Source organism: Frigoriflavimonas asaccharolytica (genome assembly GCF_013294015.1).
Lineage (GTDB): Bacteria > Bacteroidota > Bacteroidia > Flavobacteriales > Weeksellaceae > Frigoriflavimonas > Frigoriflavimonas asaccharolytica.
In genome coordinates, this window is the sequence record NZ_JABSNO010000011.1 from 39,332 (window position 1) to 52,763 (window position 13,432).

The 13,432-nt window shown below is 33.2% G+C and carries 9 protein-coding genes; 5 read left to right on the forward strand and 4 right to left on the reverse strand.

Features of this window, described 5'->3' with window-relative positions; genetic code table 11:
* Positions 1-17: 17 nt before the first annotated feature.
* From HNQ03_RS08645 to HNQ03_RS08660, 4 genes are all read right to left on the reverse strand, one after another.
* Entirely contained in the window at positions 18-398 is a 381-nt protein-coding gene (locus HNQ03_RS08645) for a GxxExxY protein (protein ID WP_317170362.1), read from the reverse strand.
* Positions 399-415: 17 nt separating this feature from the next.
* Positions 416-1,507 (reverse strand): dTDP-glucose 4,6-dehydratase, encoded by a 1,092-nt coding sequence (gene rfbB, locus HNQ03_RS08650; protein WP_173779277.1) that lies wholly within the window; start codon positions 1,505-1,507, stop codon positions 416-418.
* Positions 1,508-1,575: 68 nt separating this feature from the next.
* A complete protein-coding gene (locus tag HNQ03_RS08655) occupies positions 1,576-1,932 on the reverse strand; it encodes a four helix bundle protein (protein ID WP_173779278.1) in 357 nt (118 codons plus the stop codon).
* Between the two features lie 88 nt (positions 1,933-2,020).
* Positions 2,021-3,337, reverse strand: coding sequence for a UDP-glucose dehydrogenase family protein (locus HNQ03_RS08660; protein WP_173779279.1), 1,317 nt, complete (start codon positions 3,335-3,337; stop codon positions 2,021-2,023).
* A gap of 238 nt (positions 3,338-3,575) precedes the next feature.
* On the opposite strand from HNQ03_RS08660, the gene rimP reads away from it, so the two are divergent.
* The 5 genes from rimP to HNQ03_RS08685 all read left to right on the forward strand — a co-directional run bounded on the left by rimP (position 3,576) and on the right by HNQ03_RS08685 (position 13,422).
* On the forward strand, positions 3,576-4,043 hold the full coding sequence (rimP, locus tag HNQ03_RS08665; RefSeq protein ID WP_173779280.1) for a ribosome assembly cofactor RimP: 468 nt from the start codon (positions 3,576-3,578) through the stop codon (positions 4,041-4,043).
* A gap of 36 nt (positions 4,044-4,079) precedes the next feature.
* Positions 4,080-5,312, forward strand: a complete 1,233-nt coding sequence (gene nusA / locus HNQ03_RS08670) for a transcription termination factor NusA (RefSeq protein WP_173779281.1) — start codon at positions 4,080-4,082, stop codon at positions 5,310-5,312.
* A 74-nt stretch (positions 5,313-5,386) separates the two neighbouring features.
* Positions 5,387-8,245 (forward strand): translation initiation factor IF-2, encoded by a 2,859-nt coding sequence (gene infB / locus HNQ03_RS08675; RefSeq protein ID WP_173779282.1) that lies wholly within the window; start codon positions 5,387-5,389, stop codon positions 8,243-8,245.
* Positions 8,246-8,568: 323 nt separating this feature from the next.
* Positions 8,569-10,485, forward strand: a complete 1,917-nt coding sequence (locus HNQ03_RS08680) for a S8 family serine peptidase (RefSeq protein WP_173779283.1) — start codon at positions 8,569-8,571, stop codon at positions 10,483-10,485.
* A gap of 87 nt (positions 10,486-10,572) precedes the next feature.
* Positions 10,573-13,422: a SusC/RagA family TonB-linked outer membrane protein gene (locus HNQ03_RS08685; RefSeq protein ID WP_173779284.1), complete on the forward strand. Its 2,850-nt coding sequence runs from the start codon at positions 10,573-10,575 to the stop codon at positions 13,420-13,422.
* Positions 13,423-13,432: the final 10 nt, after the last annotated feature.

Sequence of the window (13,432 nt, forward strand, 5' to 3'; positions counted from 1 at the left end):
CTCGAATTATTCGACTGTTATAAATTAATAATACGTTTGTAATTTAAAGATTTTTCGCCGAAATTGACGAGAATTCCTAATTTTTTGTTGGTTGCCTTTAAATAATTTTGCAATTGTTTTGAAAAATTGTCATGCATAAATACTGCGGACTTTATTTCAACTATAATTTCATCAAAACACAGAAAATCTACTCGATATGTCTTATTTAATTTTTCTCCATTGTAATAGATATCTAACTTTTTCTCTCGTTCAAATGGTATTTTCTGTTTAATAAATTCCTTTGCTAAAACTTCAGAATAAACTGCTTCCAAAAAACCACTTCCCAAACCAGAATGAATCTCCATACAAATTCCTACAATTCTATAGCTTTCTTCCTTAAAAATTATTTTTTCGTCCACAATTCGAGAAATTCGTTTTAATTCGAGTCATTCGCATATTGCGAAGCATAATAGTCTTGATAGTTCCCGCTCGTTACATTATCCAACCATTCTTTATTCTCCAAAAACCAATCTATCGTTTTTCCGAGACCTTCTTCAAAAGTAACACTCGGTTTCCATCCCAATTCTTTGTTCAGTTTTGTAGCATCGATGGCATAACGCAAATCGTGACCTGGTCTATCTTTTACATAAGTGATTAATGCTTCAGAAAACCCTGCTGGATTTCCTAATTTCGCATCCATTTGTTTAATTAATTCCTTAACTAAATCGATGTTTTTCCATTCGTTCCAACCACCGATATTATAGGTTTCGCCGGTTTTTGCTTCATTAAATATTTGATGAATTGCTTTTGCATGATCTACCACATACAACCAATCTCTAGTGTATTTCCCATCGCCGTAGATTGGCAAAGGTTTTCCGTTCAAAATATTAGAAATACAAAGCGGAATCAGTTTTTCTGGAAAATGATTTGGACCGTAATTATTAGAACAATTAGAAATGATAAAAGGCATTCCATACGTATTTCCGTAAGCTCTTACCAAATGATCACTCGCTGCTTTGCTCGCAGAATAAGGGGATTTTGGATCATAAGCAGTGTCTTCTAAAAAGAAACCTGTTTCGCCCAAACTTCCATACACTTCATCCGTAGAAACATGGTAAAACAAGAAATCTCTCTCATTTCCTGGGAAATTTCCGTGTTGATGATCGGGGTTTAAAGTCCAAAATTCTTTGGCTAAATTCAACAAATTTGCAGTTCCGTTTACGTTGGTGTTGATGAAAGCGTTTGGATCTGTGATGCTTCTATCAACATGAGATTCTGCTGCTAAATGCACAATTGCGTCTGGATTATATTTTTCAAAAACTTTGCGAAGTTCTTCAGGTTTTGTAATATCTGCTTTTTCGAAAACGTAATTCGGTTCGTTTTCAATATCTGTTAAATTTTCAAGGTTTCCAGCGTACGTTAAAGCATCTAGATTGATGATTTTAGAATTTGGATTGTTTTTTACAAATTCTCTTACGACGTGAGAGCCTATAAAACCTGCTCCTCCTGTTATTATTATGTTTTTCATTTTTTTTAAAGCATTATGCGGTAGGCTTTATGCAATAAGCAATTGCGTGAACCTGCTACTAGATTGATCTATGTTGATATTAATTTTTTACTTAAATTAAAAAGTTTCATTTTAATTAAATTGATGTCTATTTGTAATTTTTCAGATTTTTCTGCTTCCAAATATTCTAAATCCTTTGATAATATCAGAAAATATTCTATTTCATGAGCAGAACCTAAAGCAATCTGAACAAATCTATTGAAGTCTGCATCTGAACCTCTTCCACATCCTTCACTAAAATTTGAAGGTATAGAATATGCTGCTCTTTGCATTTGAGAAATAATTCCAAATTTTTCTGATGCAGGAAATCTACTTGTTTCTTTATAAATATCAAGCACAAATAAATGACTTAACTTCCAAACATCATAATTTTGAAAATTTCTCATGAAACAGTGGTTTTTTATAATTAACTTAAATAATTTGCTCTAAAGCCTAAAGCCTAAAGCCTAAAGCCTAAAGCCTAACTCCTAAAGCCTAAAGCTTTTCTAATGTTTTTCTACCAATAGATTTATAAAAGAACCCCGCGTTTTCCACGGTCTCTAGATCAAACATATTTCTGCCATCAAAAATTACTTTATTAGTCAGTTTTTCTGCCATCAATTTAAAATTTGGATTTTTAAATTCACTCCATTCTGTAGCTATCAAAAGACAATCCGCATCTTCTAAAGCAGAATACATATCTGGAGCGTAAGAAATTGTATCTCCCAAAATTTTTCTTATATTTTCTTCCGCAATTGCATCATAGGCAACTATTTTTGCACCTTTTTCTAGTAGAATTTTTATATTATCTAAGGAAGATGCTTCTCTTATGTCATCTGTATTTGCCTTGAAAGCCAAGCCCCAAAGTGCAATTTTTTTGCCTTGAAGATTTCCATCAAAATATTTTTCAATTTCTGAAATTAAAATTACTTTTTGTGATGTGTTTACTTTTTCTGTGGCTTCTAGTATTTCGAAATTAAAACCTTCTTGTTTGCCAGATTTTATCAATGCTTTCACATCTTTCGGGAAGCAACTTCCGCCATATCCAATCCCGGGAAACAAAAATCTGTGCCCAATTCTATCATCACTTCCCATTCCGAGACGAACTTTATCTACATCTGCACCTACTTTTTCGCAATAATTAGCGATTTCATTCATAAAAGTAATTTTCACCGCAAGAAAAGAATTGGATGCATATTTTGTAAGCTCCGAAGATTTTTCGTCCATGAAGATAATAGGAACTCCTGTATTTGTAAAGGGTTGATAAATTTTAGACATAAAATCTTTCGCTTTTTCCGAGCTGCAGCCAATCACCACACGAGACGGATTCATAGAATCTTCTACAGCAAAACCCTCACGCAAAAATTCTGGATTAGAAACTACATCAAATTCTACAGTAGTTTTTGCAGAGATGGTAGCATGAACTTTATCTGCGGTACCTACAGGAACGGTAGATTTATTGACGATCACTTTATAGGAAGTCATCATTTCTCCAATATCGTTTGCAACTTTTAAGATATAAGATAAATCTGCAGAACCATCTTCTCCTGGTGGAGTAGGCAGTGCAAGATAAATAACATCACTTTTATCTAAGGCTTCTTTTAAATTTGTAGTAAAAAATAAACGTTGTGCTTGGATATTTCGCAGAAACATTTCTTCTAAATTAGGCTCATAAATAGGAACTTTGCCCAATTTCATTGCTTCTACTTTCTTATCATCTATATCTACACAGAATACAGAATTTCCTAATTCTGCCAAAGTAGTACCTGTTACCAGTCCTACATATCCCGTTCCAACGATTGTTATATTCAAAATCTTTGTTTTTTAATTCTGGCAAAGATAAAATATTTTATACTATTGAAGATTGAAATACCATTGGTTAGAAAAATAATTGTATTAATTCTACATTAATATTATTTATAATATTATCAAAGAAGAGCATATTTTGTAAATAATAAAATAATAATGTATATTTGCATCTTGTTTACGGAAATTAGAAGGAGGCTTTCGCAAGAGATGCCTTTTTTCGTAACTGAATTTTTTACTATTTATGGCGTTTACAGCAAAAGTAACTCAACTTTTAGAAGTTTTTTTGGCAGAAAGAGAAGATCTATTTTTAATAGAACTAAAAATTTCGCCTACCAATGATATCACCGTGGTAATAGATGGTGATGAAGGTGTAACGCTGCAAGATTGTTTGGATGCGAGTAGAGCTATAGAAAATAATTTGGATAGGGAAGTAGAAGATTTTAGTCTTCAAGTTCATTCTTTCGGATTATCCGGTCCCTTGCAAAATAATAGGCAATATCATAAGAACGTTGGTAGAGAATTAGAGCTTGTATTAAATGATGATTCAGAAATTACTGGCGAATTACTTAATGTAACAGATGATGCCATTACGTTGATGTTGAGGTATAGAAAGCCAAAAGAAATTGGCAAAGGGAAAATGGATGTAGAGGAAGAGAAAGAAATAGAAATTAAAAACATTAGAAAGGCTTTGGTTAAAATTCAATTTTAATTAAAAACCTTTTGAGCATATAAAAAGATATTATAGATGGATAGTTTAGCCTTAATAGAAGCGTTTGGCGATTTTAAAGATGAAAAAAGCATCTCCAAGATTGATCTTATGGCAATTATTGAAGATTCTTTGAAAACTCTTTTGAGAAAAAGATTTGACTCTGATGATCATTTTGATGTAATTGTGAATCCAGACAAAGGAGATTTTCAAATATTTTTGAATAAAATAATCGTAGAAGACGACATGTCTGAAGATGATGATTTGGAAATAGAAATCTCTGAAGCAAAAAAAATAGACGAAAGTTTTGAAGTTGGCGAAGATTATACGGTAGAAATTCCAATTGCACAATTGGGTAGAAGAAGTATTTTAACTTTAAAGCAAATACTTTCCACGAAATTACAAGAGCATAATAATAGTCTTTTGTACGATCAATTTCATGATAGAATCGGTGAACTTATTTTAGGAGAAGTGCACCACATCAGAAAACAACATGCTATTCTTTTGGATGAAGAAGGAAACGAATTTATCTTGCCAAAAGAAAATCAAATACCTTCGGATTTTTACAAAAAAGGAGAAACCGTAAGAGCAATCATAGAAAAAGTAGATTTCAAAGGTTCAAAACCTGTGATCATTATTTCTAGAACATCGCCAGTATTTTTGGAAAAACTATTAGAATTAGAAATTCCAGAAATCCAAGATGGAACGATAATGCTGAAAAAAGTAGTGCGTATTCCAGGTGAGAAAGCGAAAATTGCAGTAGATGCCTATGACGATAGAATAGATCCTGTAGGAGCTTGTGTTGGGGTGAAAGGTTCTAGAATTCACGGAGTTGTTCGTGAGTTAAGAAACGAAAATATAGATGTGATCCAATGGTCTAAAAATCCTGAAATAATGGTGAAAAGAGCTTTGGGGAATGTTACTATTAATAAAATAGAAATCAACGTAGAAAAAAACTATGCATTGGTTTTTACTCCAATAGAAGAAATTTCTAGAGTCATTGGAAAACAAGGACAGAACATTCGTTTGGCTTCTTGGCTATCTGGTTTTGAAATAGATGTGCACAGAGAAGTAGAAGGGGAAGATGTAGAATTGACGGAATTTGGAGATGAAATTCAAGATTGGATTATTCAAGAGTTTAGAAAAATAGGATTGAACACGGCAAGAAGTATTTTGGATAAAGATACAGAGGCTTTGGTGAATCTTGTAGATCTTGAAGAGGAGCAAATTGATGAAGTAAAACAAATTTTAAGAGACGAATTAGAAGACTAATTCAAAATACTTAATAGAAAAGTTAAATTTTATTTTAACTTTGAAATATCTTATAATATAAAGTAAATTTTTAGATGCCAAAAAAGATCAGGTTAAACAAAGCGGTAAAGGAATTTAATATTTCGAGTTCAAGATTAGTAGAATTTCTACAATCTAAAGGATTTGAGGTGGAAGCAAATCCCAATTCGCAGTTAGATGAAGCAGCATACGTTGCTTTAGAAAATGAGTTTGCCCAAGACAGTAAACAAAAAAGAGCTTCTGATGAAGTGGTTATTTCTAAAATTCCAGAAGAAAAATTGGTAATTCAGAAAGAACCAGAACCTGTGGTAATTAAAGCGAAGGCAGAAACACTCGAAACGAAAGTTTTGGGCAAAATAGACCTCGACGCGAAAAAGCCAGCACCAGCACCTGCGCCAGAAGTGAAAGAAGAGCCTGCTCCTGTAGTTGTTGAAGAAAAAAAACCTGAAATAATTAAAGAGGTAGTTGTTGAAAAACCTGCAGAACCTTCGGAGCCAGAAGTTATAAAAGCTTCATCTGGAGAAAAATCAGAATTGAAAGTTTTAGATAAGATAGACCTTACTGGATTAACCTCTGGTAGAAAATCTTCTAAACCAACTCCCAAAAAAGAAGAAGAAAAGAAAAAAGATATACCAGCTCCAGAAGTGAAGCCGGTTACATCTGTAAGAATAGAACCAGCAGCGAAAGCTGTAGAAGTTCCAGTTCCTGCTCCAACTCCAGAAGTTGCAAAAACAGAAAATCCAGAATCTGATGTAATAAAAACTGTATATCAAAAACTAGGAGGGATAAAAATATTGAAAGAAACAGTAGATCTTTCAAAATTTGCAGAGAAACCAAAAGCCAAAAAGAGAAAAAGAATAGATAAACCGGCACCGAAAAAACCTGGAACTACAACTCCAGCAACCGGAACGCAAGGTGGAAATAGACCAGGTGGACCTGGAGGAAATAATAATAGAGGACCAGCAAGACCAGGACAAGGAAGAAGAAATGGTCCTGTAATGCCAGTAGAACTTTCTGAAGAAGATGTAAAAAATCAAATTAGAGAAACATTAGAAAAACTAACCAACAAAGGTGGTAAATCTAAAGGCTCTAAATATAGAAAAGAAAGAAGAAGTTTCCGAAGAGAGCAAGATGAAATTCAACAAGAAAAAGATGCTCAAGATACTTCATTAAAGGTTACGGAATTTATTACAGTTGGCGAATTAGCCAGTTTGATGAACGTAAGCCCTACAGAAGTTATTTCTGTTTGCTTCTCTCTTGGAGTAATGGTAACCATGAATCAACGTTTAGAAGCAGATACATTATTGCTTGTAGCAGACGAATTTGGTTTCAAAATAGAATTTCAAGATGCTGATCTTGAAGTAGATGATGTGGAAGAAGAAGATACCGAAGATACTTTGGTTTCTAGAGCACCTATCGTTACCGTAATGGGACACGTAGATCACGGTAAAACATCGCTTCTAGATTACGTAAGAAAAACAAACGTAATAGCTGGAGAATCTGGTGGAATTACACAACATATTGGTGCATACAATGTACAATTAGATAATGGGCAAAGAATTTCATTCTTAGATACGCCAGGTCACGAAGCATTTACGGCAATGAGAGCTCGTGGAGCACAAGTTACAGATATTGCGATTATCGTAATTGCAGCAGATGATGATGTGATGCCACAAACGAAGGAAGCAATTTCTCATGCACAAGCTGCAGGAGTTCCAATGATTATTGCTATCAATAAAGTAGATAAGCCAAACGCCAACCCAGATAATATTCGTCAACAACTTTCAGCAATGAATATTTTGGTAGAAGAATGGGGTGGAAATGTACAATCTCAAGAAATTTCTGCAAAATTAGGAACGAATGTAAATGAGCTTCTAGAAAAAGTATTATTACAAGCAGAAATCTTAGATTTAAAAGCAAATCCAGATAGAAATGCACAAGGTGTTATTATAGAAGCATCTTTAGATAAAGGTAGAGGTTATGTAGCAACAATGCTTGTACAAAGAGGAACATTAAAAATTGGAGATTATTTGCTAGCTGGTAAAAACCACGGTAAAATAAAAGCAATGCTAGATGAAAGAGGTAAAAATCTTACAGAAGCAGGACCTTCCATTCCAATTACGATTTTAGGTCTTGATGGTGCACCAACTGCCGGAGATAAATTTAAAGTTTATAATGATGAAGGTGAAGCTAAAACAATTGCTACAAAAAGAGAGCAGTTGCAGAGAGAACTTTCTATCCGTACTACAAAACATACAACTTTAGAAGAACTAGGAAGAAGAATTGCATTAGGTGAATTTAAAGAATTAAATATTATCTTAAAAGGAGATGTAGATGGTTCTGTAGAAGCACTTTCTAATCAGTTACAAAAATTATCTACAGAAGAAATAAGTGTGAATATCTTACACAGTGGTGTAGGTCCAATCACAGAATCTGATGTGAATTTAGCAACTGCTTCTGATGCTATTATTATAGGATTTAATGTTAGAGCTGGTGTAAATGCAAAAGAATTAGCAGATAAAGAGGAAATTGAAATCCGTACTTATTCTGTAATCTACGCAGCAATTGATGAGGTGAAAGCTGCGATGGAAGGTATGCTTTCCGCAGAAATAAAAGAACAAGTAATTGGTAATGTAGAAATACGTGAAATTTTCAAAATTTCCAAAGTAGGTACAATTGCAGGTTGTATGGTAACTTCTGGTAAAATTACTAGAAACTCTAAAATAAGAATTTTAAGAGACGGTATCGTAAAACATGATGGAGAATTAGAAAGCTTGAAGCGTTTCAAAGATGATGTGAAAGAAGTAACAAAAGGTTATGAATGTGGTTTAAACATCAAAGGATACAATGATATTGAACAAGGAGACATCTTGGAAGTTTATGAAGAAGTTTCTATCAAAAGAAAATTGAAATAAAATAAATTTCTTAATATAAAAAACTGCTCGCACAAATTTGTGCGAGCAGTTTTTTTTTGTTATATTTTACTATCGATGCCGAAAGATGGTATTTTACAGCAATGTAAATAATAGAAATCCTAAATAATATTAAAAACGTAGATATTTATATAATATAATTTATGTTTTAATTATTTTATAATATAGAGAATATCAATTGTTGATATTTCTGTTATTGATGGTGATTTTCCATAAAATTATATAAAATAATTAATTTTACTATATATTTGTATTTAAAATATTAAAATTTAAACAAAATAAAATAATTCGATAAAAATAATATAATGAAAAAAACTTACTTTTTAGCGTTATTGCTTCCTGCAATATGCTTTTCGCAAACGAAAGAAGAGAGAGAGATAATAGCAAGTCAATCCAATAAAGCTGGAAATGAACTTTTAGCTAAAGAATTTAAACAAATTAGTGCTGACAAAGAATTTCGTATTGCAAAATATTTGCAGGATAATCCTACCGCAAAAAGAATAGTACGAAGTGGAGACGCAGGTACGGAAATACTTACAGATGTTTTAGATAATGGAGAACCATTTTATACAGAAACCTATAATGATGGAGCTGCAACAACAGCAAGAACAAAAGGTTTGTATAGCGGAGGAAGTCTAGGTCTAAATATCCAAGGTCAAGGGATGTTGGTAGGAGTTTGGGATGGTGGACCAGTTAGAGATTCGCACCAAGAGTTTTTAGTTAACGGTTTTACTAAAATTAATATTCTTAATTTTGGTTTGCCAACTTCTTGGCATGCTACTCATGTTTCTGGTACTATTGCAGCGCAGGGTATCAATCCATTAGTAAGAGGTTTAGCATTTAATGCTAGTATAAATGAGTACGATTTCAACAACGATATGCCAGAAATTCTTTTAGAAGCATCCGCAGGTTTGTTGATGTCCAACCACTCCTACGGTCCTGGTCTTACGAGCAATGCGAGTTTATGGGTTCTAGGAGCTTACAATAGTAGTGCACAACAAATAGATCAAATATGTTTTAATAATCCTTTTTATCTTCCAGTTTGGTCCGCAGGTAATAGTAGAAACGATACAGATATACCTTACTCTACACAAATTACTCAAAAGCTAGGTTACGATTTGGTTGCTTCTAGTGCTATTGGGAAAAATGTACTTACAGTTGCAGCAGTTAATAATGTAGCAACATATACAGATCAAGATAGTGTAACGATGTCTAGCTTTAGCAGCTATGGTCCTTCAGATGATGGAAGAATAAAACCAGAAATTTCTACTAAAGGAGTAAATGTACTTTCCACAACAAGCGATTCAGATACGTCTACCGGTTTCAGTTCTGGTACATCTATGTCTGCGCCAGGTATTACTGGTGTAGTTACCTTACTGCAGCAATATTATAATTCTCTTTATGGTAATTATATGAAAGCTGCAACGGTGAAAGGTTTGATCATGCATTCTGCAGATGAAGCTGGTGGAACACTTGGTCCAGATTACGGATTTGGTTGGGGATTAGTTAATGCAACAGAAGCTGCAAAAATCATCAGAGACAAAAACTTAACTACAGGTAGAAGCATCATTAGAGAAGGGAATTTAGCGAATGGTGGTACTTACAGCCAAACTTTTACTTCAACGAGTAATGCACCAGTAAGAATTTCTATTTCTTGGACGGATCCAGCAGCTCCAGTAGCAAATACAGGAACTATAGATCCACCTACGATTTATTTGGTAAATGATTTGGATATAAAAGTAACTTCCGCAACTGGAACAGTGTACTATCCATGGAAATTGCAAGGATTAGCAGGAACACTTCAATCCGCAACCAATAACTCTACGAATAATGTAGATAATTTTGAAAGAGTTGATATCCCAAATACTGCAGGAACTTATACAATTACTGTTTCGCACAAAGGAACTTTAACTAATGGTAGCCAAAACTTTACATTACTAGCTAATGGTAGAAATATAACAACACTTGGTACCTCAGAAGCAAATATTGATGAAAATCAATTACAAATATATCCAAACCCTTCAAGTGATGTAATTTTTATCAAAAACACGAATAATGCAGAAGCACAATTAAAGGTTTTAGACATGGCAGGAAGACTAGTATTAAATACTACAACAAAAGAAGGAAAGATAAACATCAAGTCCCTAAAAGCTGGAAATTACATGTTATTATATAAAGATAACAAAAATCAAGAAAAGAGTTGGAAATTTATAAAAAAATAGAAATTTTAATATAAAATAACAAATAATTTGCTAATGTTAAATTAATTTAACATCTTTGTGACATAAATAATATTAAAATTTGTTAATATGAATGTGAATTTAAAAGTGCTAAGTGTAGCTGCACTATTTTTTTTAGGTGCTCAAAGCATGCAAGCACAGGATACTATTCCAAAAAAACCTATCAAAACTCAAGTAATTGATGAGGTAGTAGTTGTAGGTTATAAATCTGTAGCAAAACCAAAAGCAGTTACTTCTGTAGCTCAAATCAGTAGCGAAACGATAAGCAATCGTCCAAACGCGAATGTTTTAAATATTGCTCAAGGTCAATTAGCTGGTGTTAATATTCAAACTGGAACTGGACAACCAGGTTCTACTCCTAGTATCAATATTAGAGGTAAAGGATCTTTACTTGGAAACAATGAACCACTTTATGTAATAGATGGTTTCCCTGGTACAAGTGAGAGTTTTAGAAATATAAACCCTAATGATGTTGCAACATTTGATGTGTTGAAAGATGCATCTGCTATTGCAGAATATGGAAATAGAGGTTCCAACGGTGTTGTAGTTATTACTACAAAACGTGGTAAGTTTAATCAAGATTTAGCTTTTACATACAGTACTCAATATGGAGTTTCAACTTTGCAGAAGAATAGATATGATCTAGCAGACTCCAAGCAATTGCTTACTTTGGAAAAAAGACTAGGAAAAGGTAGAGGTTTTACTTTAACTGATCAGCAAATTGCAGATACTACTGTAAATACAGATTGGTTAGATTATTTCTTCCAGCCTTCTACGTTACAATCTCATGATATATCAGTTTCTGCAGGTTCTGAAAATTTAAATAACTACACAAGTATTAGTTATTTAGACCAAGCAGGTTTGTTGGCAACAACTGATTTGAAAAGATTCACACTTAGAAATAATTTATCTGGTAGATCTAACGATAAAAGATTTAAATATTCTGTTGGTACTGCTTTATCTTTAACTAGAAACAGACAGGCTTCCAGTTTAAATACAGGTGGTGTAAATCAAAATATAGCTTTAGGTGCTTTGAAAAGTGCTCCGTATATCTCACCAAATGAGTATCAAAACAGTTTACAACTTTTTAACAAATATGTAGCTAATCAAACGCTTTTGTTTACTCCTTTGTTCTTAATCGATAAAACTAAAACGTATTTATCTTCTACTGATGAATCTAGGATAGATATCACGACTTCTGCATCTTACGAACTTACGGATGATTTAACTGCTTCTGTAAGAGTAAACATGACAAACAGAAACTTGAATGATAATGTATACCAGACTCCTGGAGCATTTAATTCACTTTTGTTTGCTGGTGCAGGACAAGAATTTTTAGGTTTTGAAACATTCGGTCAACAGAGAATTTTCACTTTTAATAATTTAGTGTCTTTAAATTATAACAAAAGATTTGGTAAATCTACTGTAGATGGTACTGCATATTTTGAATATAATAACAATATGGCACAAGCTACTTCTCAAACTCAAAATGGTTTGAATGCAAGAACTTGGGTACCGGGAACTGGAACAGGTTATATTGTAAGTACAAATGATTTATACTTGCCAAGAGTAAGTGCTAGTCAATCTAGATTAAATCAAGGGTCTGCATTTGTAAGTGGTCAATATGATTATGATAACAAATATGTAATTGTTGCTAACGCACGTTTTGATACTACTAGTAGATTTTCTAGAGACAATCAAGATGGAATCTTTTGGTCAGTTGGTGCTGCTTGGAATCTTGAAAGAGAAGATTTCATGAAAGATGTTGCTTTCGTAAACCAGTTTAAATTAAGAGGTTCTTATGGTCTTGCAGGTAACGATAGACCTTTTGGAAGTCTTTTCGGAGGAATCAATCCACAACCATTCCTTAATACGTATAGTATTGGTAGTACTCCTGTTTATGGTACTGGTAATGGACTAGGTATTAATATCGGTGCACCAGATACGCAATGGGAAACAACAAAATCTGCAAATTTAGGTTTCGATTTTGAAATGTTCAACAGACGTTTAAGAGGTCAGTTTGATGCTTACCAAAGAATAACTACAGATGCATTCTTCCCAATTCCTCAAAGTCCGCAATTAGGTCAGTTAACATTAACGACTAACTCTCAAATAGATTTAACAAATAAAGGTTTAGAGCTTAATCTTGCATACGATGTATTAAAGAGTAAAACTGATAGAGGTGTAAACTTTACACTAAGAGGTAATGTTGCTTTGAATAGAGAAGAGGTGAATGATTTATATGCTGATCCTTATGTAACAGGAGATGTGGTACAAACAATATCTAGAAATGGAGAAATGTATCAAGCACCTTTTGCTTATCACTATTTAGGTGTTAATGCAAATAATGGTAACCTTTTGTTCGAAACGGCAAACGGTGGTGTTACTGAAAATCCAGTAGATGCAGATCGTAAACAATTAGAATATGGATTCAGAACTCCTAAATATGTAGGTGGATTTGGATTTGATTTAGATTATCGTAATTTCTTTATCGGTACTACATTTAATTATGTTGCTGGTATTTACAGATTTGATTATGATTTATCAGGATATTACAGTCCAGATGATGTTGGTACATTCAATGTAAGTAGTGATTTGTTAAATGCATGGTCTCCTACGAATACCAATTCTAATGTACCTTCCAACACTGCGTCAAATAGAGGTGTAGAAGCACAATCTGATAGATTCTTAGTAGAAGCTTCTTACCTTAGAGTTAGAAATTTACAAATTGGATATTCTATACCTAAAGCTGTATTAGCTGGAACTTTTGTAAAAAGTTTAACATTAAGACTACAAGGAGAGAATCTTTACACATGGTCTAGATGGAGAGGTTTTGATGCAGAAAGTACAAGAACAGGAGATCAATATGGTTATCCAACTCCAAGAATTTACACATTTGGTATCGACGTGAATTTTTAATTTAAAATAA